Source organism: Gluconobacter roseus NBRC 3990 (assembly GCF_006538885.1).
GTDB lineage: Bacteria > Pseudomonadota > Alphaproteobacteria > Acetobacterales > Acetobacteraceae > Gluconobacter > Gluconobacter roseus.
Window position 1 is genome coordinate 16,509 of record NZ_BJLY01000006.1, and the last position, 20,976, is coordinate 37,484.

General features: G+C 60.5%; 19 protein-coding genes, 1 tRNA gene, 1 other RNA gene and 1 pseudogene. 8 read left to right on the forward strand and 14 right to left on the reverse strand.

Going from position 1 to position 20,976, the window contains the following annotated elements:
• Positions 1–60: 60 nt before the first annotated feature.
• Positions 61–385, reverse strand: a transfer-messenger RNA (tmRNA) gene (ssrA, locus tag GRO01_RS12755).
• Between the two features lie 93 nt (positions 386–478).
• Here ssrA and thyX point away from each other — a divergent pair.
• Both thyX and GRO01_RS12765 read left to right on the forward strand, forming a co-directional pair.
• Positions 479–1,390, forward strand: a complete 912-nt coding sequence (gene thyX / locus GRO01_RS12760) for an FAD-dependent thymidylate synthase (protein ID WP_062507107.1) — start codon at positions 479–481, stop codon at positions 1,388–1,390.
• Entirely contained in the window at positions 1,377–1,574 is a 198-nt protein-coding gene (locus GRO01_RS12765; protein ID WP_062507108.1) for a hypothetical protein, read from the forward strand. Before thyX ends, GRO01_RS12765 begins: the two co-directional genes overlap by 14 nt.
• Before the next feature lie 511 nt (positions 1,575–2,085).
• Here GRO01_RS12765 and GRO01_RS12770 read toward each other — a convergent pair.
• From GRO01_RS12770 to GRO01_RS12775, 3 genes are all read right to left on the reverse strand, one after another.
• Positions 2,086–2,160: transfer RNA gene (locus GRO01_RS12770), tRNA-Thr, on the reverse strand.
• A gap of 78 nt (positions 2,161–2,238) precedes the next feature.
• Complete coding sequence (locus GRO01_RS13355) at positions 2,239–2,394, reverse strand: hypothetical protein (protein WP_167494598.1); 156 nt, start codon at positions 2,392–2,394, stop codon at positions 2,239–2,241.
• Positions 2,391–3,587, reverse strand: coding sequence for an Mrp/NBP35 family ATP-binding protein (locus GRO01_RS12775; RefSeq protein WP_141307059.1), 1,197 nt, complete (start codon positions 3,585–3,587; stop codon positions 2,391–2,393). The genes GRO01_RS13355 and GRO01_RS12775 overlap by 4 nt, the downstream gene beginning before the upstream one ends.
• A 125-nt stretch (positions 3,588–3,712) precedes the next feature.
• Here GRO01_RS12775 and GRO01_RS12780 point away from each other — a divergent pair, with 125 nt between their 5' ends.
• From GRO01_RS12780 to GRO01_RS12790, 3 genes and pseudogenes are all read left to right on the forward strand, one after another.
• The gene (locus GRO01_RS12780) at positions 3,713–5,299 is read left to right on the forward strand and encodes a Do family serine endopeptidase (RefSeq protein ID WP_062507109.1); all 1,587 of its coding nucleotides are present in this window, start codon (positions 3,713–3,715) and stop codon (positions 5,297–5,299) included.
• A gap of 27 nt (positions 5,300–5,326) precedes the next feature.
• Positions 5,327–6,394 (forward strand): FUSC family protein, encoded by a 1,068-nt coding sequence (locus GRO01_RS12785; protein WP_141307061.1) that lies wholly within the window; start codon positions 5,327–5,329, stop codon positions 6,392–6,394.
• Positions 6,395–6,542: 148 nt separating this feature from the next.
• Positions 6,543–8,001: pseudogene (locus GRO01_RS12790) on the forward strand (mannitol dehydrogenase family protein).
• Positions 8,002–8,084: 83 nt separating this feature from the next.
• Here GRO01_RS12790 and GRO01_RS12795 read toward each other — a convergent pair.
• Together GRO01_RS12795 and GRO01_RS12800 are read right to left on the reverse strand one after the other, a co-directional pair.
• Complete coding sequence (locus tag GRO01_RS12795) at positions 8,085–8,237, reverse strand: DUF3309 family protein (protein WP_083541187.1); 153 nt, start codon at positions 8,235–8,237, stop codon at positions 8,085–8,087.
• A 74-nt stretch (positions 8,238–8,311) separates the two neighbouring features.
• Entirely contained in the window at positions 8,312–9,142 is an 831-nt protein-coding gene (locus GRO01_RS12800; protein ID WP_062507113.1) for a TerB family tellurite resistance protein, read from the reverse strand.
• Between the two features lie 175 nt (positions 9,143–9,317).
• Here GRO01_RS12800 and GRO01_RS12805 point away from each other — a divergent pair, with 175 nt between their 5' ends.
• Positions 9,318–9,656 carry a hypothetical protein gene (locus tag GRO01_RS12805; protein ID WP_141307063.1) on the forward strand — a complete coding sequence of 113 codons (339 nt, stop codon included), beginning with the start codon at positions 9,318–9,320 and terminating at the stop codon, positions 9,654–9,656.
• Here the strand turns inward: GRO01_RS12805 and GRO01_RS12810 are convergent.
• Positions 9,653–9,883: a ribbon-helix-helix domain-containing protein gene (locus GRO01_RS12810; RefSeq protein ID WP_062507117.1), complete on the reverse strand. Its 231-nt coding sequence runs from the start codon at positions 9,881–9,883 to the stop codon at positions 9,653–9,655. The genes GRO01_RS12805 and GRO01_RS12810 overlap by 4 nt on opposite strands.
• On the reverse strand, positions 9,880–10,938 hold the full coding sequence (gene queG, locus GRO01_RS12815) for a tRNA epoxyqueuosine(34) reductase QueG (RefSeq protein ID WP_062507119.1): 1,059 nt from the start codon (positions 10,936–10,938) through the stop codon (positions 9,880–9,882). The genes GRO01_RS12810 and queG overlap by 4 nt, the downstream gene beginning before the upstream one ends.
• 167 nt (positions 10,939–11,105) lie before the next feature.
• On the opposite strand from queG, the gene GRO01_RS12820 reads away from it, so the two are divergent.
• Both GRO01_RS12820 and GRO01_RS12825 read left to right on the forward strand, forming a co-directional pair.
• Positions 11,106–12,644: an adenosine deaminase family protein gene (locus GRO01_RS12820; RefSeq protein WP_062507121.1), complete on the forward strand. Its 1,539-nt coding sequence runs from the start codon at positions 11,106–11,108 to the stop codon at positions 12,642–12,644.
• Positions 12,641–13,717 carry a purine nucleoside permease gene (locus GRO01_RS12825; protein WP_062507124.1) on the forward strand — a complete coding sequence of 359 codons (1,077 nt, stop codon included), beginning with the start codon at positions 12,641–12,643 and terminating at the stop codon, positions 13,715–13,717. Before GRO01_RS12820 ends, GRO01_RS12825 begins: the two co-directional genes overlap by 4 nt.
• Before the next feature lie 12 nt (positions 13,718–13,729).
• Here the strand turns inward: GRO01_RS12825 and GRO01_RS12830 are convergent, their stop codons facing one another.
• From GRO01_RS12830 to GRO01_RS12855, 6 genes are all read right to left on the reverse strand, one after another.
• On the reverse strand, positions 13,730–14,509 hold the full coding sequence (locus GRO01_RS12830) for an MgtC/SapB family protein (protein WP_062507126.1): 780 nt from the start codon (positions 14,507–14,509) through the stop codon (positions 13,730–13,732).
• Between the two features lie 63 nt (positions 14,510–14,572).
• Entirely contained in the window at positions 14,573–15,622 is a 1,050-nt protein-coding gene (locus tag GRO01_RS12835; protein WP_062507128.1) for a purine-nucleoside phosphorylase, read from the reverse strand.
• 131 nt (positions 15,623–15,753) lie between these two features.
• The gene (tgt, locus tag GRO01_RS12840) at positions 15,754–16,899 is read right to left on the reverse strand and encodes a tRNA guanosine(34) transglycosylase Tgt (RefSeq protein WP_141307069.1); all 1,146 of its coding nucleotides are present in this window, start codon (positions 16,897–16,899) and stop codon (positions 15,754–15,756) included.
• A 29-nt stretch (positions 16,900–16,928) separates the two neighbouring features.
• Entirely contained in the window at positions 16,929–17,972 is a 1,044-nt protein-coding gene (queA, locus tag GRO01_RS12845; RefSeq protein WP_062507132.1) for a tRNA preQ1(34) S-adenosylmethionine ribosyltransferase-isomerase QueA, read from the reverse strand.
• A gap of 90 nt (positions 17,973–18,062) precedes the next feature.
• Positions 18,063–20,483, reverse strand: coding sequence for a glucose/quinate/shikimate family membrane-bound PQQ-dependent dehydrogenase (locus GRO01_RS12850; protein ID WP_062507134.1), 2,421 nt, complete (start codon positions 20,481–20,483; stop codon positions 18,063–18,065).
• Positions 20,484–20,611: 128 nt separating this feature from the next.
• On the reverse strand, positions 20,612–20,875 hold the full coding sequence (locus GRO01_RS12855) for a hypothetical protein (protein WP_062507135.1): 264 nt from the start codon (positions 20,873–20,875) through the stop codon (positions 20,612–20,614).
• Positions 20,876–20,976 lie beyond the last annotated feature (101 nt).

The window sequence follows — 20,976 nt, forward strand, 5'->3', positions numbered from 1 at the left end:
GCGACAGACGGGCGCGGATGGCAAGCCGTCTTTGCTGTGAATGTCGGAGACATGATGAGGTGGGAGGGCTTCTGTTGCCCGGTGCCCTCCCGAACCGCGCTTATCGCTTATGCAGCGACAGCGAGCACCTCTGAGTTATCGTTGGCACTTGTAAGTTTAGCCCGATGACGGTGGTACAATGCCGGGCAAAAGGTAAGTCTTTACCATGCGTGTCGAGCCTGTTTCGTCCCCACAGACCCCTTTTGCGAGGGGTTGTTCATGGTGGAGACGCCGGGCACTGCCCCCGGGTCCACAACACTTATTTCACTTACCGTTTATCGCCATAGCCGGGGACGAACCCCTTGCACTGCTGAACATAGGAGTGCGCGTGTCCCGTCGCAAGGGAAAAGCGGGCTGGAAAAAAAATAAGCCGCAGGAATCGTGTCAACCGGATTCATGCGGATGACGCGCCGGGAAATCACATGCTAAAGCCGCCGCCATGGCACTGACATCCGAACAACGCGCTGAGATCGAAGCGCAGCGCAGCGAACCCCAGCTGACCTCCCGTCCGACCGTGGCGGCGATGGAAAACCTGCTTTTCACACCTTTCGAGGTGCTGGATCATGGATTCCTGCGCGTTGTCGACTATATGGGCGACGATGGTGCGGTCGTGCAGGCGGCCCGGGTGTCCTATGGCCGCGGGACGAAGAAAGTGTCCGAAGATGCGGGGTTGATCCGCTATCTGATGCGTCACCGTCATTCGACACCGTTCGAGATGTGCGAGATCAAGTTCCATGTGAAGCTGCCCGTGTTCGTGGCGCGTCAGTGGATCCGTCATCGCATGGCGAGTGTGAACGAATATTCCGCGCGCTATTCCATTCTGGACCGGGAATTCTATCTGCCGGCGCTGGATCAGGTTGCCGCACAGAGCAGTTCGAACCGGCAGGGGCGGAGTGAGGCGCTTGATCCTGAAACGGCGCATCAGGTTCTGGAGATCCTGCGTCGCGATGCCAGCCAGTGCTATGACGATTACGAAAGCCTTCTGAACCCGGAAGGAACAGGTCTGGCCCGCGAACTGGCGCGGATGAACCTGACACTGAACACCTATACCCAGTGGTACTGGAAGATCGATCTGCACAATCTGATGCACTTCCTTGCCCTGCGGGCCGATCCGCACGCGCAGTATGAAATCCGCGTCTATGCAGAGAAGATGATCGAAATCCTCAAGGCTTGGGTTCCGGCCACGGCAACTGCTTTTGAAGAATATCGTCTCGGCGCCTTTACGCTGTCCGCCGGGATGCTGAAGGTGGTGCGTCGGCGTCTGGCCGGAGAGACCGTAACGCAGGAAAATTCCGGACTGACCAAACGCGAGTGGTCCGAGATGACGGCGGTTCTGGATGGCGCATCCTGAATCCGACCCTGGATCAGCCGGAAGTGACCTTGAGCGTCTGATGCTCAAGGCGCGGGAAGCACAGGCCGCCAATCCCATTGAAGATGAACCTGTAAAGTCACCGAGTTTATTGGTGTTGGGTGTCGTGGCGATTGTTCTTGTTCTGACGTCTCTTGCAATTCATTTTTTCTGGCCGGTCTCGTAAAATATTCAGTTCTGTAAACGATAGGTAAAGGCAGGATTTCCTGTCTTTATTTATTTATCCAGCCGTTGTGAGAGATTCAGAGCGATTCCGTGTGAATTTCGTCACATCTGCCTCAGAACTTTTTACGAACAGAGTTATCCACAGGGTTGCATTGCCCGCGCGGCATCGCCCGATTCGCATGAGCGATGGCTTCTGGTGGTCTAACTGGATGATTTAATTGGGAAAAATTGGCAGAACGTGTTGGCGCTTTTGCTGATTGTGCTGCAAGGGTGTCAAGAAATTTCTTGGAATACCCACATTCCACCGTCTCCGGATGCAATACTTGTGCATTACTGATCCCGGAGGGCCTTTTCACCCGCAGAGGGCAGACATTTTTGGAAGATTTTGCGTGCAAGCCCCGGTTTGAGCAGCATTTTCCCCATCCTTCCTCAAAAGCGCTGATATGTGCCGAACGGATGGGAAAGAAAATCTGCGCCTGATAGTCAGGGCCATGATGTTTTCTGGAAAAAGCTGGTGCCGGGTGAGGGATTTGAACCCCCGGCCTTCGGTTTACAAAACCGCTGCACTACCACTGTGCTAACCCGGCATCAGCAGTGCGGCTTTTTCCATGCCGGGGCCTGTCAGGTCAAGATGCCGAGAACGATTCTCTGCCTTGCGCAGGATTTTAGTGAGGTATGGGCGTAGTCAGATCTGCCGGTGGCGGAAGATGCTGCGAATCCTGCGTAAAGCCGTAACCGTCTTCAGAAAGGCCGCGATGCGTGACGGTGTGGGCGCAGCCTGCCAGTGTCAGGCAGGCGCCAATAAAGAGAATGCGGATCATGACGGCTCTTTCGGGCTGTGTTCGGAAGACAGAGAGCGTGCGACGGCCTGTGCAAACCTCGTATAGGCATGGGCGGCTTCGCTGTCCGGGGCGGAGAGGATGATGGGGGTGCCTTCATCCCCGCTGGCACGGATATCGGCCAGCAGCGGGATTTCCGCCAGGAAGGGGACACCCATCTTTTCCGCTTCGGCCTTGGCTCCGCCATGGCCGAACAGTTCCGTGCGGTGGTTGCAGTTGGGGCAACAGAAATAGGACATGTTCTCGACAACGCCGAGGATCGGGGTCTCCATCCGCTCGAACATGGCCACGCCCCGCCGTGCATCCAGTAATGCGATATCCTGAGGGGTGGAGACGATGACCGCGCCACCGGCCGCCAGCTTGGGGCCGAGCTTCTGGGCCAGCGTCAGCTGGGCATCTCCGGTGCCAGGCGGCATGTCGATCACGAGTACGTCGAGTTCGCCCCACTCGACTTCACCCAGAAACTGCGTCAGCGCCCCCATGACCATGGGACCACGCCAGATCATGGCCTGGTTCTCGTCCACCAGATAACCTATGGACATGCTTTTCAGGCCCCAGGCTTCGATCGGCAGGATCGTGCCATCCACAACCTCGGGGCGTGTGTTGCGTCCCAGCATCCGGGGCAGGGACGGGCCGTAGATATCCGCATCCAGAAGCCCGGTTTTCAGACCTTCTCTTGCGAGACCGACCGCCAGATTGACGGCCGTGGTGGACTTGCCGACACCGCCCTTGCCCGATGCCACGGCAATGACAGCTTTAACACCGGGCAGCAGTGTCTCAGGCGCGTGTCTGCTGGCCGCATTGCGGCGTTTGTCGCCCAGATTGAAAGGACGGTGCCCCCCGCCCTGAGATGGCGCGTTGGCTGCGGCTGGCGTGGCGGGACGGTGGGACGTGAAGGACAGGGTAGCGCCCGTGATGCCCGGCAGGCTCGCAATGGCGGCTTCGACGCGCGGACGCAGGGGCTCCACGCGCGAAGCGTTGTCGCGTGACGTCGCCAGAGAGACATGCGCATGACCGTTGCGAACCGACACACTCTCCAATGCCGCGAAAGACAGGACGTTCGAGCCCTGACCGTCCTGCTCGGATTTCAGGATGTCGGTAATGCGGGTTTCGGCACTGGAGGAGGCCTCTGCAGGGCCGGGCGGCATGTCATTCGGGGGCGTGGTGTCAGTCATGCCGGGTTCTCATCAGGGAAAATGTCATGTCGGAAAGGACTCTGATCCTAGCATGGCCGGCCCGAAAACGCATCCTGAACGGCGGGATGGTGACGAAGGGCCACGTTCTGCGTTAGCGTGCGGGTATGAAAAACCTGTTCGTCCGTTCCAGCGCCCGTCGCACGGCCTGTCTTGCTGTTTCCGGTCTGGCTGTCACCCTGGCAGCGGGATGGGGTGTGAGTACCGTCCCGGCCTTTGCACAGGCTGTACCGCCTGTTTCGAGCCAGCCATCTTCGGTGCCGACGCCTACGCCACGCTCGGTGCCGTCGAGCTTTGCGGATCTGGCGAACAGGCTGCTGCCGTCCGTGGTCAATGTCTCCACTTCGGCCGTGCTCAAGCCTGCGAAAAATGACGACAAGGGGCCCGATTCCAGTAATCCGGATGGCCCACAGGTGCCACCGTTCCAGCCGGGTTCACCGCTGGAAAAGTTTTTCCATGATTATCTGAAGCACAAACCCACGCCAAACCAGCCGCCGCGCCGTCAGCAGGCTCTGGGTTCGGGCTTCATTATTGATGCGTCCGGCATCATCGTGACGAATAACCACGTGATCGAAGACGCGGACCAGGTCAGCGTCACGCTGCAGGACGGAACGGAAATGCCGGCGCGGATCGTGGGCCGGGACAGCCAGGTTGATCTGGCCGTGCTGGAGGTCAAGCCGAAACATCCACTTCCAACGGTCCCGCTTGGACGGAGCGACAAGGCACGGATCGGGGACTGGGTTCTGGCGATCGGTAATCCGTTCGGGCTGAACGGGACCGTGACGGCGGGCATCATTTCCTCGCGCGGACGCAATGTCGAACACGGTCTGTATGACGATTACATCCAGACAGATGCTGCCATCAATCGCGGTAACTCGGGTGGCCCGCTTTTCAACCTGTCTGGCGAAGTTATCGGCATCAACACGCTTATTTATGGCGGCGCGGGCGGCGATTCCATCGGCATCGGATTTGCCATTCCGGCCGATGATGCGCGCGGGATCATCGACCAGCTTCGGCGCACGGGACATGTCTCCCGCGGCTGGATGGGGCTGAAGTTCCAGGACGTAACGAATGACATCGCCGAGACGCTCGATTTCCATAAGGCGGACGGTTCCAACGGCAAGGGCACCCTGATTTCAGAAATCGATCCTAAAGGCCCTGCCGCGAAGGCGGGACTTGAGGTCGGCGACATCATCACCCGTGTCGGCGATCAGGATGTGACCGGCCAGACAATGCCACGCATCATCGCATCCATCCTGCCGGGAGCGCAGGCGCAGCTGACGGTGTGGCACAAGGGTGCGCTCAAGACGCTGCCCATCACGCTGGGCCAGTCCCCCACGGCGCCGGACATGCCTCCTTCAGACACGCACCAGCCGGAGCACCGCCATGCAGCACTGGGCGAGCTTGGGGTAACGGTCAGTTCGATCGACGCCGATGCGCGGACGCAATATGCCCTGACCGACGATCAGCGCGGTGTTCTCGTCTCGCGTGTCGAGGCCGGAAGCCCCGCTGCATCACGCGGGATCGCGGAAGGGAACGTGATCACGCAGGTCGGGCAGGACCAGATCAACACGCCGGACGATTTCGCCAAGGCCGTGCAGCGCCTGCATGATCGCAAGAAAACGGAAGTTCTGCTGCTGGTTCAGGATGATGACGGGTTGCGCTGGGTGCCGGTGCCCTTCCTTGGGAACTGACGTCGCGTCCTTGCGCTGAAACCTGCCATGAACTTTCTGACACGTCTGAGCCGGAAGTGGCTGTCCGTGCCGCCCCGAAACAGCAGATGGCGCGAAGTGATGCGCCCCGCGACACGCCAGACCATCCGCGTTCTGGTGTCGGTGGTGGTGGCGTGGATCGTCGGTTCCCTCATGCATCTGCAGGAAACGATCTGGGTGCTGGTGACAGCCCTGATCGTCACGCAGTCCAGCATCAGCCAGACCATGACAACGGCGCGGGACCAGATCAGCGGTACGCTGATCGGCGCGCTGGCAGGCGTATGCGCCGTTGTGCTGGAAATCACGACGGGCCTGCGCTGGGTTCCGTTCTGGCTCATGCTGGCACCGCTGGTTTTCCTCACAGCCATTCAGCCGACGCTGCGTTTTGCGTGCATCACGCTGATGATCGTGTATCTGTTTCCCAGCCAGGGCAGTCCGTTTCTGCCCATGATTACGCGGCTCCTGGCCATCGTGGTCGGTGTGGCGGTTTCGATCGTGGTGTCGTTCTTCATCCTGCATAGCAGTGCGCGTAAACAGGCTTTTCATACCGCTGCGCGACTGCTGCGGCGCATGGACCAGCTTCTCAAAAGCGCGCTTGACCAGGACACCGGGTGGGCGGCGATCGAACGCCAGAACGATGATTGCGTGGCGCTGCTGACCGAGCTTGAAGACGCCGTGACCGAAGCCCGGCGTGAGCGTCTGAAAGAACTGGAAAAGCGCGACCCGGTTCTGGCCGCCTTGCCACGGCTCATGCGGCGCCTGCTGAATGACACGATGCTGGTGGCACGCGCCATCGCAACGGGACGTGCGGCTGGAAATACGGGCTTGCTGCCGCTCTATAAAGGGCTGAGCCATGCCCTTCGTGCGCTGGCACATAGTTGTGAAGAGCAGTTGCGCACGAAGCAGAACCAGCATGAACGGAAATCGGAAGACGAAGAGATCCTGGACCTTCTGCCTCGTCTGGAAGAGCAGACCCGGCCGGAAATGCGCTTTGTAATGTCCTTGTTCCGCGAGGATCTGGGGCGGGCCGTAGGCGTCATCATGCGTGAGGATGCCAGCGCTGTAAAAGGGCTTTGACACGACCGTTCCAAGGCCATCATCAGGGGCGCGGACAGGTCGCTGTTGAAACCGTCATTCGCCTTTTACGTTGTTCCGGGGCTATGATGGCACATGCCCGGCCTTGTCGGTCCCCGTCAGAGACCGGCCCGAAACCACGGAGAATTCCATGATTACGCGCGAAACCCTCAACTCTCTTCCTTCCAATGTCCAGACTCCCCCCCTATGACATCGACGGGATCAAGCCGGGGATCGTGCATTTCGGTGTGGGCAACTTTTTCCGGGCGCATGAAGCATTCTATGTCGAGCAGATCCTTGAGCATGCGCCGGACTGGGCGATCGTTGGTGTCGGCCTGACAGGTAGTGACCGCTCGAAGAAAAAGGCCGAGGAATTCAAGGCGCAGGACTGCCTGTATTCCCTGACCGAGACAGCACCGTCCGGTAAGAGCACGGTGCGCGTCATGGGGGCGCTGCGCGACTACTTGCTGGCTCCGGCTGATCCGGAGGCCGTGCTGAAGCATCTGGCCGATCCGGCCATCCGCATCGTTTCCATGACGATTACGGAAGGCGGCTACAACATCAACGAGACGACCGGCGCGTTTGATCTGGAAAATGCGGCAGTAAAGGCCGACCTTCAGAACCCGGAAAAGCCTTCCACTGTTTTCGGTTACGTCGTCGAGGCTCTGCGTCGCCGCCGGGATGCCGGTGGCAAGGCGTTTACGGTCATGTCCTGCGACAACCTGCGCCATAACGGCAATGTCGCCCGCAAGGCTTTCCTGGGCTACGCGAAGGCCCGCGATCCGGAACTGGCGAAATGGATCGAGGAAAACGCGACCTTCCCGAATGGGATGGTTGATCGCATCACGCCGACTGTCTCTCCTGAAATTGCGAAGAAACTGAACGCAGCCAGCGGGCTGGACGATGATCTGCCGCTGGTGGCCGAGGATTTCCATCAATGGGTGCTGGAAGACCAGTTCGCCAATGGACGCCCGCCGCTGGAAAAGGCTGGCGTGCAACTTGTGGACGACGTGACGGACTGGGAGCACGTGAAGATCCGGATGCTCAATGCCGGACACATCACGCTCTGCTTCCCGGGTATTCTGGTCGGTTACGAGAACGTGGATGAAGCGATCGAGGATAAGGACCTGCTGGGGAATCTGAAAAACTACCTCAACAAGGACGTTATCCCGACGCTGAAAGCCCCGCCGGGCATGACGCTTGAGGGTTACCGGGACAGCGTCATCAGCCGCTTTTCCAACAAGGCGATGTCCGATCAGACTCTGCGGATTGCTAGCGACGGCTGCTCCAAGGTTCAGGTGTTCTGGACGGAAACCGTACGCCGGGCGATCGAAGGCAAGCGGGACCTGTCCCGGATTGCATTCGGAATTGCGTCCTATCTGGAAATGCTCCGGGGCCGCAATGAGAAGGGCGAAACCTATGAGTCGTCCGAGCCGACCTATGGCGAGGCCGAGAAGAAGCTGGCCAAGGCTGACGACTTTGAAAGCGCGCTGAAGCTGCCGGCATTTGATGGCTGGCGCGATCTGGATACATCGGAGCTGGACCAGAAGGTCATCGCACTGCGCAAGGTGATCCGTGAGAAGGGTGTGAAGGCCGCCATTCCGGCCTGATCACACTTTACCGGCACATAAAAAAACACCGCGTCCTGTGAGGGGCGCGGTGTTTTTTTATGAAAACATCTGTGGGTGGTGGCTCAGATCTGTCCCATCAGGACAAGGATCACGACGATGACCACAATCAGGCCAAGGCCGCCGGACGGGTAGTAGCCCCAGTTTGAACTGTACGGCCAGGACGGCAGCGCACCGATCAGCAGGAGGATCAGGATCACAAGAAGAATCAGTCCCATGGCATATCTCTCTTGCCGGTTGAGACTGTTCTACGCTTCCGGATGTCAGAAAGTTTCCGCAGGACTGTGTGAGGTCAAAGCTGCCGGTCGCGCTTGATGCGGTCCCAGGCGGCATTGATACGGGCAACCCGGTCCTGCGCGCGGCGGCGCTCGGCTTCCGACATGGGTTTCTGTGCCAGAACGTCTGGATGATGTTCACGGATCAGCGTGCGCCAGCGGATACGGATCTCCGTATCAGTCGCGCTGCGGGCGATACCCAGAATGCGATAGGCATCGGGCTCACCCGTACTGGCAGCGCGGCTGTTCCCGCTTTCCGCCCGGTCCCAGGCACCCGGTGGCAGACCGAAAGCCCGGTGTACGCGCTTGAGGAAGTCGGTTTCCTTCGGGTGCAGTTCGCGGCTTGGCCCGGCATCGGCGCGGGCAATGCGGAATAGCGCCGTCATGAGGTTTTCAAGCGGTGCCGTATTATCGGCATAGGCCTTACCCATTTCGCGGGCATACATCTCGAAATCGTCCGTCCGGTCGCGGGCGCGATCGAACAGCATGCCGACTTCCTTGACGTTGTCGGGCGGAAACTGAAAGCAGGTCTTGAAAGCGTTGATTTCCTGCCGGTTTACCGGTCCGTCGATCTTCGCCATTTTCGCGCACAGGGCGACGAGTCCGATGGCATAAAGCTGGTCACGCTTGCCAAGGGCCGCGGCGATTTTTGCTGCGCCAAAAAAGGCCGCGCTGTTGGGATCGGGTCTGCCGCGCGCTGGAAAGCGTTCGCTCCATCCACCTGTGGACGGATTGAGAAGTGATCCGTTATCGGCGGCATGCCCCAGCGCTGCGCCCATCAGTGCTCCGAAAGGACCACCAACCGCGAAGCCCGCGACACCACCGAACATCTTGCCCCAGATAGCCATGTCTTCAATCTAGCACGCCCGCCAACAGCGGCAAATGACAGATCGGACAGACAGGCCTCCTGATACGCAAATCATGCAGCATCGCATGTGATAAAGTATGGGAATTGCAAACTGATGACTGTTTCATGCTTTTGTATCGCAGGTTCATCAGACAGTTTTCATGACGGATATTTTCATGCCCTCGCAAATCACGCCTTCTGCTTCCACACCCCGTACCGATGATGAACTGATGGATCTGCTGATCCAGCGCCTGCCAGAGCGGCTGCAGAAAGTGCTGAACTGGTTGCGGGAACCGGACCGGAAATGGGTGCGGATTCCGGCCGGCGTCCTGTTCATGCTGGGTGGCGTTCTGTCGATCCTTCCGGTGCTAGGGCTGTGGATGTTGCCAATCGGCGTAATGCTGCTCTCACAGGACATTCCGTTCTTCCGTCGCATTCAGGGACGTGTCCTGCGCTGGATCGAGCGCAAACACCCGGACTGGCTCGGCCTGCCCGCCAATGGTGCCGCAAATTAATCCGAAGCTTGGATGCTTTTCTGAAGATGCATCAGGGCCGCGACCCGCAGGGCCGAAGCCAGGGGGCGCTCGGGGTCCCGCGTGGCATCCAGAGACGCCACTAGAGAAGCGAAGCTCTGCTGGCGCGTTGCGGCCATTGTGTCCAGAACCGCCCAGAATTCGGGTTCCAGCGCAACCGATGTGCGATGGCCTGACAGGGACAGGCTGCGCTTGATCAGATCGCTCATGCGGACAGGCCCTCAAGCCGATTTATGGCCCATTGCGCTGTTTCGGAAACATCCGGGTCAGGGTCTGTCAGCAGGTTCCGCGCCGCAGGAACAAGCGACAGATCAGCGGAATTGCCGATCGCGATCAGGACATTGCGCACGAAGTGGTTGCGGCCGATCCGCTTGACCGGTGAGCCGGAAAAAAACGTCCGGAACGTCGCATCATCCAGCCGGACCAGTTCATCGAGTTTTGGGGCAATCAGTTCCGGCCGAGCCTGAAGTTTGATGTGGTGCGCGCTTTCCGCAAACCGGTTCCACGGACAGACGGCCAGACAATCATCGCAGCCATAGATATGATTGCCGATTTTCGGCCGCAGCTCATGCGGGATCGGGCCTTTATGCTCGATCGTCAGATACGAGATGCAGCGCCGCGCATCCATCTTTCCCGGGCCGGTGAAGGCCTCTGTGGGGCAGGCGGTCAGGCAGCGCGTGCAGGAACCACAGCTTCCGCCCATGGGGTCGGATGAAGTCAACTCTAGCGTGGTATAGATTTCGCCCAGCAGCAGCCATGACCCGTGTTCACGCGAGACGAGACAGGTGTGCTTGCCCGTCCAGCCAAGATGCGCTTTCTCCGCCAGTGCGCGTTCCGAGACGGGAGCTGTATCGACGAAAACCTTCACCTGCGTGTCCGGTCCGCCCAGCTTCACGACGAACTGCGCCAGATGCTTGAGCATCCCCTTGATGACGTCGTGATAGTCGCGGTTGCGGGCATAGACGGAAATATTGCCGCATTCAGGATCGGTCGTCGGTCCTTCGGCAGGGGCATAGGACAGACCGAGCGAAATCACACTCTGGACTTCGGGCCACAGGGCTTGTGGATGGGCGCGTTCGTCGAGACGCGTTTCCATCCACTCCATCGTGCCGTGATGGCCCTGCGCGACAAACTCCCGCAGGCCCTCTGCCACATCCGGCCCAAGTTCAGCCTTGCAGAACCCGACCGCATCAAAACCCAGATGGCGGGCATGGTCCGCAATCCGGTTTTCAATCGCTGTGTCGGATCTGGCAGAAGCGGACATGAAAGGGGCAGTCCTCTCCGGTGAATGGGTGCTGGCAGGGTCGGGTTATGCCATCAGGGTCCGGAACGGGCCAGCTTTTCCAGTGGTTTCAGGCGCTCAGATAGACAGGATTTGTCACGATATGAAAATGGCTTGCCACGCCCGGAGCAGGGCGGCATCGTCTGGCCATGCGACATTCCTTCCTTCGCAGTTTGCCCTGTCTTGTTTTGGGTGCTGCAACTCTTCTGTCAGTTTCCGGCGCCCATGCTGCCACACCATCCATTTCTGAAGTGTATAATCATGTCCAGAATGATCCCGTCCGGCTGAACATGTTTCTGCGCGCCTTCCCGAAAGGCGCGGATCTGCACAATCATCTGGTCGGCGCGATCTACGCCGAAAACATGCTGGACTGGGCGGCCAGAGACAATCTGTGCGTGTCGCTGAAGGAAAAACGCATTCTCGACCACGCCTGCACGCATCCGGGAGATGAGGAAGTTCCGGCCGCCGAACTGTCGCATCATGCGGATGCGGAGAATGTCCTGATCGATGCGCTGTCCATGCGGGATTTCGTGCCCTCTTCCGGCGATGCTTCCGGACATGACCATTTCTTTGCCACCTTCGCTCGTTTCGGTGCCATTGAAGATGCGCATGCCGGAGACATGCTGGCCGAAGCGCGCGACCGTGCGGCCCGAGACCATGTGACTTATCTGGAACTGATGATCTCGCCCGGCATTGGCCCGATGATCGGGGCCGGATTCCATCATCCTCTGAAGGGCGACGACCTGCCCACCGCCCATCAGGCGCTTATGCCGGAAGTTCCAGCACTGGTGCAGAAAGCCCGCGCCGAGACGGACCAGATGGAAGCGCAGGCGAAGAATGTCCTGAAATGCGGAACCCCGCAGGCGCATCCGGGATGTGCGGTGACGGTGCGCTATCTGTTCCAGACCCTGCGCACATTACCGCCGCAGGCGGTCTATGCGCAGTTGGATGCCGGATATGCGACCGTGAAAGCCGATCCGCGCTTTGTCGGACTGAACATCGTAGCCCCCGAAGACGATCCAACCGCCATGCGCGATTATGACCTGCACATGCGAATGTTCCATTTCCTGAACGGTGTTTATCCAAGCGTGAAGCTGAGCCTGCACGCTGGCGAACTGACGACCGGTCTCGTCCCTACGGATGGTCTGCGTCACCACATCCGCGCAGCCATTGACGTGGCAGGAGCCAGCCGGATCGGGCATGGCGTCGATGTGGCACTTGAGGACGATCCGGCCTCACTTCTGGCCGAAATGGCGCGGCTCCATGTGATGGTGGAAGTCAATCTGACCAGCAATGATGAGATTCTTGGCATCAAAGGCGCGGCTCATCCATTCCCGCTCTATCGCCGGGCTGGTGTGCCGATGGCGCTGTCCACGGACGACGAGGGAGTCTCGCGTGGGGATCTGACGCAGGAATACGTCCGTGCGGCCCAGACCTACAACCTGTCCTATGCCGATCTGAAAACCCTGTCCCGCACCGGACTGGAATATGCCTTCGTGCCGGGCGAAAGCCTGTGGACCGATCATCAGCCGGGGCAGTTCGTGTCCGCCTGCCGGACTTTGCCCGTCGCATCTGCCTCCTGCACCACTTTCCTGAAATCCAGCGAGAAAGCCCGTCTGCAATGGGCGCTCGAACAACGGTTCGGCACATTTGAAGCCACTGTCACACATGAGGGACTTTACCAGTGAAATCTGTCTCAACTGTTTTCGGGGCCGCGCTTCTGTCCCTCTGTGCCCTTGGTTCGGCCTCGGCTCACGCGCCGATCCCGGTGCGCGTGGTTGTCGTCACCACCTTCGAGATTGGCAAGGATACGGGGGATACGGCGGGTGAATACCAGAACTGGATCGAAAAACTGCCACTGCAAAAGACGATCCCGGCACCCGGCACCGATCATGACGTGATGCATTACAATCCGGACCTGCATGTTCTGGGGATCGCGAGCGGGGAGGGACCGGAGCACATGGCATCTGCCATCACCGCCCTCGTGCTCGATCCGCGTTTTGATCTGCGCCATGCCTATTTCGTGCTGGCCGGGATCGGTGGGATCGATCCGAATTTCGGCACGATCGGCTCGGCCGTCTGGGCACCCCGCGTCATTAATGGTGGCCTGTCCCATCTGGTGGACCCGCGTGAAATTCCGGCCTCCTGGCCGGATGGCTTCACGCCCGTGCAGGGCAGCACGCCGGATGAAAAGCCTCGCCCCGCCTTGCATTCCGGCATGGGGGACATGGAATACACGCTCGATCCAGCGCTGGTGCAGTGGGCCTATGGCCTGACGAAGGACATTGCCCTGCCGGATAATGACGGGCTGAAGGCCTCCCGCCTGCGCTATACCGGTTTTGCTGCAGCGCAGAAGCCGCCTTCCGTCCAGTTTGGCGACACGATTTCGGGCGAGACCTTCTGGGTCGGGGCGAAAATGAACCAGTGGGCCGAGCGCTGGGTGAAATACTGGACAGACGGGCAGGGCGTTATGGCGACGACGGCGGAAGAGGACGTCGCGTTCTGTCAGGCTCTGGCGCTGCAGGGGAAGGCGGGACGCGTTGACCCGAAGCGCGCGCTGATTCTGCGGACGGCTAGCAATTTCGACATGCAGCCACCGGGCCAGAGCGCCGCGCAGCTTCTGTCGGACGAAGCGCATGAGACCGGTTTCTCGGGATTCCAGGCGTCGGTCGATGCCGCTTATACGGTAGGCAGTGTGGTCGTGAGGGAACTGGCGACGCACTGGGACCGGTATGAAAAGGCGCTGCCGACGGCCCGGTAAATACGGTGGTGTTCAGTCATGGTCAGGATCGATCTTCCTGACTTCATGAACACCATCAATCGCGCCCAGTCCCGTAATAAGATGGGAGACGGGCCGATTGCCATGAACCAGCATGGTCAGCGTCACGAGGCGCGGACGTGGTGAGGCGGGAGCTGTCCCTTCACGGTCCGCCTCATCCAGAATTTGTTCAGCATTCCGGCTTTCTTCTTCGAGGCGCACGCCATCAATGGCAAAGCGCAGTTCCGTGCAGCTCACCAGAATGGTCCTCAGCAGACCGCGGCTGTCTTCATAGGAAATCGTCAGCTCGGTTGACTGTTCTCCCGAGCGTGGAAGCTGTTTCAGCAGTTTTGGAAACAGCACCATGACGATGAAATGGGCGGCTGTCGTGGCAATGGCAAGAATAGGCAGCCCTGCACCGCAGGCCATTCCCAGAGCCGCCGTGAACCAGATGGCTGCGGCCGTTGTCAGACCCCGCACGGCATCGCGGCGCATGAAAATCACGCCGCCCCCGATGAAGCCGATCCCCGAGACGATCTGCGCGGCCACACGGGACGGATCCAGCACGATCCGCCCGGCATCAATGACGTCCATGAAGCCGTATTTGGAAATCAGCATGAACAGGGCGGCGGAAACCCCGACCAGCGTATGCGTCCGCAGACCAGCGCTTTTCTGCCGGATCTCACGTTCCAGCCCTACAAGGGAGGACAGAACGAATGCGAGCGCCAGCTCCTCAAGCTGAAGCCGCCCTTCGCCCACCAGTCCCTGAGCCGTCAGCGTGATGAGATTGTGCATGCTGTGTCTGCTCCTTCTGCGAGGTTAACGCAGGCAGGCACGGGAATGTTGTGACAGTTTGGCTTAACGCTCAGGGATATGGTCGCGGTAGCGGCCCCAGTGCGCCGCAAGTTCACGAACGACGGGTTCTCCGGCGCGCTCGTTGTTGTCATAGGCGACGGCCTGTCCCGGTCCTTCGTCTCCCATGGAAGCCGTGACCGAAACGCCGGGTGGCGGCATGTCGAAATTGCTGCCTGAGCGCAGGACCATGATCCGCTCCGGATCAACATAACCCAGCCGCGCCAGCATCCGCATGTCGTACTGGTAGTGCTGGCTTTCCTCATTGGTCATGACGAAATGCCCCTGACCCTTCGTCCACATCGCAACCCAGTTCTCGGCCCAGCGGTTGCGTTCCGCGCCATGCCAGTAGCGTTCCGTTCCCAGCGTCTCGCCCATCAGGACCATCGGCGGTTTCTGGGCCTGCGGATAGCCGGCCCACGCTTTGCGACGTTCGGCAATAACCGGATCATCCGCAAGCGTCACGTTGTGGCTTAGGGCAAACGCCCAGCGCGCCAGCCCCCGATTGAGCGGGTAAGCCTTGGTCAACTGCGCCACATCCGTCACCGAGCCATAATGGTTCGGATTGTCGGGCAGGGTGTCCGGGCGGCTCGCACCGATCGCATAGAGCCCGTAAGGCCATCCTTGCGGAATGGTCCGGTCGTCGATTTCCCGCAGGGCGTCCGCGTCCACAACCCATTGTGCCCAGGCGACGCTGCCGACCGACGCCATGTTCGGATTGACGCCGGAAATGCCGGTAAACAGCCAGTAGGTGTGGTGCAGGTCAAAGCGCGGGTCGAGCGCCAGTGCGTGCAGGTCCATATCCCCATGTCGCAGGACAATGCCATACACGCCATCCGCATTGCGGCGGAGCTGGTCCGGTACGCCGCGGATGGGAACGGTTTCGTCCAGATGCAGCCGCTCCACCCAGTCCTGATATTCGCCGGGTGTGTCGCCTGTATCCTGTCCGACTTCGAAATTGGCGACGATCAGAACGCGGATTTCCTCCGGTGCGGCGCAGGCTGTTCCCGTTGCGAGAGCGGTGCTCAGAACCAGAGCGGGGACGACATGGCGCATGGAAGGGTCTTTCTGGAGTGACGCAGGGCTCTGCCCTGCACCCGGAAGGGGGCTTGACCCCTTCACCCCAATTCATGAATCGGGATCAAAGGGACCGCGTCCCTTTGTGGGGTCTGGGGCAAAGCCCCGGATTACAGGGCCAGATCCGGCATTGGCCATTCGTCTTCGGTCCAGTCGCCCTTGGCCCAGTCTTCGCGCAGTTTCACGGCCAGAGTATCGAGCGTGCCGTCCACGATGGCGGCGCGGATCTGGCGCATGAGGCGTTGGTAATAGGCCAGGTTGTGCCAGGTCAGCAGCATCGGGCCGAGCATTTCGTTGGCGCGGAAAAGATGGTGCAGATAGGCGCGGCTGTAGCGCCCGGCGACGGGGGTGTCGTCATGGGGCGTCAGCGTGCGGGTATCGTCGGCGAAACGGGCGTTGCGCAGGTTGATCGTGCCGCGCTCGGTATAGGCGCGGGCTGTGCGACCGGCGCGGGAAGGCATCACGCAGTCGAACATGTCCACGCCGCGCATGACCGCGCCCAGCAGATCGTCCGGCGTGCCGACACCCATCAGATACCGTGCCTTGTCCTGCGGAAGCATCGGCGTGGTGAAGTCCAGCGTTGAAAACATCAGTTCCTGACCTTCGCCCACGGCCAGGCCGCCGATCGCATAGCCTTCAAAGCCGATATCGGTCAGCGCCTTGGTGGAGTATTCGCGTAAGTCCCGCTCGGTCCCGCCCTGTACGATCCCGAACTGTCCGTATCCTTCGCGCGCTACGAAAGCCTCGCGGGAGCGGGCGGCCCAGCGCATCGACATTTCCATGGATTTGCGCAGCACTTCCGGCGTGGCGGGCAGCGCCGGGCATTCGTCGAACGCCATGGTGATGGTCGCGTCGAGCTTGAACTGGATGTCGGTTGAGATCTCCGGCGTCAGGCGATGCTTGCTGCCGTCGATATGCGAACGGAACGTCACACCGTCTTCGTCGAGCTTGCGCAGCGCACCAAGGGACATGACCTGAAACCCGCCGGAATCGGTCAGGATCGGGCCGGGCCAGTCCATCATTCTGTGCAGGCCGCCCAGCTTCTGCACGCGGTCCGCCGTGGGGCGCAGCATGAGATGGTAGGTGTTGCCCAGAACGATGCCAGCACCCGTGGAGCGCACGGCATCCATCGTCATGCCCTTGACCGTACCCACTGTGCCAACCGGCATGAAGGTCGGGGTCGGCACCGTGCCGTGGCGGGTGTGCAGATGTCCGGCGCGCGCCATGCCGCAGCTTGCTTCGGGCACCCAGGTCATTTTGGTGGCGTGATCGGTCGGGTGGTCGCTCATGGCGCGCGCTCCAGCAGGCAGGCATCGCCATACGAATAGAACCGCAATCCGTTGGCGATGGCGTAGGCATAGGCCTCACGCATGGTCTCGGTGCCGCTGAACGCGCAGACGAGCATGAACAGCGTCGAACGCGGCAGATGGAAGTTGGTCATCAGCACGTCCACCGCCTTGAAGCGGTATCCGGGTTTGATGAAAATGGAGGTCTCGCCACGCCATGGGGCAACGGTCCCGTCCTCACGGGCCGCGCTTTCCAGCAGGCGCAGGGACGTGGTGCCAACGGCCACGATCCGTCCGCCACGCGCACGGGTCTCGTTGATGGCAGCGGCGGTTTCCACGTCGATCTCGCCCCATTCCGCGTGCATCTTGTGTTCGGCGATGGTGGAGCGGACAGGCAGGAATGTGCCCGCACCGACATGCAGCGTCAGCGTCCGGCGCTGGATGCCCTTTGCATCCAGTGCTGCGAGCACTTCAGGCGTGAAATGCAGGCCGGCCGTGGGGGCGGCCACGGCACCGCGATACTGCGAAAAAATGGTGCGGTAATCCGCATCGTCCTGCTTCGTCGGGCCGAAAGGACGCTCGATATAAGGGGGCAGAGCCAGCGCGCCAACCCGTTCGAGAAAGGCGTCGAACTCGTCTCCCTCAACCGAGAAGCGGATGCTGACCGCGCCGTCACCTTCGTTCTCGATCACGGTCGCCGTGACCGGATCGTCACCAAAATGCAGGATGTCCTGCGGCTTCAGCTTGCGGGAATTGCGCGCCAGGGCATGCCAGCTTCCGTCCGCCAGAATACGGTCGAGCGTCAGGCCGATCTTTGCCTCGCCGCGTGTGGCCGCAAGCTGGGCGCGGATGACCGCCGTGTTGTTGGCAATCAGCAGATCGCCTTCACGCAGGAAATCCGGCAGGTCGCGGATCACATGCGGATCAGGCGGCAGACCGGGGCGGACATGCAGCAGCGTTGCACTGTCACGCGGGCGGGCAGGCTCTGTCGCGATGTGGTCGCGCGGGAGTTCGAAGTCGAATGGGGCGAGATCATCCGTCATGGGGATGCTCTCTAGCAGGTTCAGCCCACATGAAAACGCCGGACCCGCAGGCCCGGCGCATCTTTTTGGATGAAAAATGCCTTTTCGGGCTTATTTCGGCAACGCGAAGGCCACGACCTCGTCGCTGTTCCGCGTTTTCAACCCGCCATGTCCGCCCACGGCCAGCACGACATACTGCCTGCCGTCCTCGCCCATATAGGTCATGGGCGTGGCGTTGCCGCCGGCATCAAGTTCGGTTCTGAACAGGGTATGCCCGTCATGACCATCCAGCACATGGAAGCTCTGGTCTGCCAGCGCGCCCATGAAAACGAGCCCATTGGGCGTCGTCACGCTGCCGCCCATAGAGAAAATGCTGGTGGGAAGGCCGACGGGCATCCGCAGCATGTTCGTCGGTCCGACATTCTTCGTGGTGCCGAGTGCGCGCTCCCAAATCAGCCGGCGATGAACAAGATCGATTGCCTGCATCTTGCCCCATGGCGGCGCAAGGCATGGAGCCCCAAACAGTCCAAGCCAGGGCTTGATGACGGCGGCATAGGGCAGGCCATGCTGTGGGTTGTTGGTGAAAACGGGCTCCGGATAGGGCTGGTTCCAGCCATGCCAGGGTTTGAACAGACCTTCCTGCACGGCCCTGTCATGCGGCACGAGCGTCATGAGGAAGGGAATGAAGGTCGTATTGATATACAGGACGCCATGCGTCGGATCGATCGTTCCGCCATACCAGTCCGCCACGCCATCGAAGGCGGGGAAGCCGATCGTGCCCTGCTCGCTGGGCGGTGTGTAAAGGCCCTTGAAGCGCATGGAATGAAAGGCAATCCGGCAGGCGAGCTGGTCGAACGGTGTGGCGCCCCACAGATCGTCTTCTGTCAAATCGGGGCGACGCAGGTTCGGCATGTCCACTGAATAGGGCTGGGTCGGGGAATAGCGTTCGTTAGGAATATCGCCGCCCGGAACAGGTTTTTCCTGCACGCGGTAGAACGGCTGGCCCGTCCGCCGATTCAGAACAAACAGTTCGCCCTGCTTCGTGGTCTGAACGAGGGCCGGGGTGAGCATACCGCTGGCATCCGGCAGATCGACCAGAGACGGGCCGACGGGAAGATCGAAATCCCACAGGTCATGATGCACGGCCTGAAAATGCCACCGCTCTTCGCCGGTCGTCAGGTCCAGCGCAACAAGAGACGTGTCGTATTTCTCATCGAACGGGCGGCGTTTGACGCCATAATAGTCCGGCGTGGCAATGCCGAGCGGCACATAGACCATGTTCAGCCCGGCATCAGCCGTATAGACGCCCCAGCCGTTCGGAGTTCCGCGTGTGAAGGTCTCATTGGGACCGAGCGGACTATTGGCCGGAACGCGCCCCATGTCCCAGGCCCAGGCGAGCTGTCCGGTCGTGGCATCGAAGGCGCGGATGACACCGGAGGGTTCATCAACGGACTGGTCATCATAGACCCAGCCGCTCGTGACGATCCGGTTGTGCAGGACCATCGGCGGGGACGTGATGAAATGGAAGCCCGGCGGAATGGTGCCCATGCCGTCGCGGAGGTCGATCTTCCCATCATGTCCGAAGCTGTGACAGAGCTGCCCGGTCTCGGCATCAAGCGCGAAAAGTGTCGGCGGGGAGCCGGAATCCGTTGAGATGATGCGATGGGTGCAGTCCGTTGCTCCCGGAATATCGGCATAGGAAACGCCGCGGCAGGCCTGATAGATATTCGCGTCGAATTCTCCGCCCGGCCGGTAGTGCCAGACCTCCTTGCCGGTCGTGGCATCCAGCGCCACGACGTCACGGTGCGGCGTGCAGAAGAACAGACGGTTGCCGATCTTGATGGGTGTGGCTTCGAAGCTGAACTCGCGGCCACGGGAGTTCTCGCCGGGTCGTGGCAGGTCCCCGCTGTGATAAACCCAGGCGACCTTCAGGTTATGGGCGTTCTGTGCGTTGATCTGCGTCGGGGCTGCAAAACGGTCTCCGGCCGGTGTGCCGCCATGGAATTGCCAGTCATTGGCGGCCATCTGGTCACCTCCGGACAGGCTGGCTCCCGTTGAGCCCGGGAAGGGATTGAACTGCTGGTAGCGCTGGCCCGTGATGTACCAGCCGCAGGCGAACATGAAGACGAACAGCGCCAGACAGCTTCCCATGCCACCCAGCACGGTTCCATTGACCCGGACATGGCTCCGGCTGTCCATCATCCGTCCGCCGACCCAGGGGCCGAACACCCACAGACCGATGCCGGTGGGAAGAGCGAGGGGCGGAATGAGCCGCCAGCCATCAAGCCCGACACGCCATAGCGCCCAGATCAGGGTATAGGCCAGAAGGGCGGCATAGAGTGCCAGACCGGAACGCCGTCCCATGGTCAGCATGATACCGGACAGGATCATGAGCAGACCGGCCACGGCATAATAGAATGAACCACCCAGTGCGATGAGCCGCAGCCCCGGCAGGAAGAGGGCCAGTCCCAGTATGGCGAGGCCAATACCGGTCAGGGTCTGCAATAACGGCCGGGCGGGAGACGACGCCATGGATGTTTTTCCTTCGGAATGGATCTGAAGGATCTAAAGCGCAGCGTCAGAACGGGGTTTCTTTAAAATAAAAGTGCAGGACTGCAGTTGGGCAGCATTGAACATGACCGGCTGCCCGCGGCCTGAAATCATGCGGAAACGCTGAGCAGATGGCTCGTATCGCTGCTGGAACCGGAGTTCGAAGAACCGCCGGATGTTGTTTCCGAAATGATGTTGCCCTGGGCGTCTTCGACGATGGTCGTCGTGGAGCCATCGGCATTCGTCTTGGTCGTGGTGGTTTCCTGCGTGGAGGACGTTCCGCTCGACGACGAGGACGAACTGGAAGACGACGCGCTGCCGGAGCTGTAGAGGCTGCTCATAGCGGAAGAGCCGATGGAGGAAATGCTTGTCATGAGAAAAAGACTCCGTGGGATAGGAACGAAGTCATTTTCGGAGCAGAAGGTTAATAAAGGATAAGGGACCATGTAACCGAGTGATACGGATTGTATAAGGC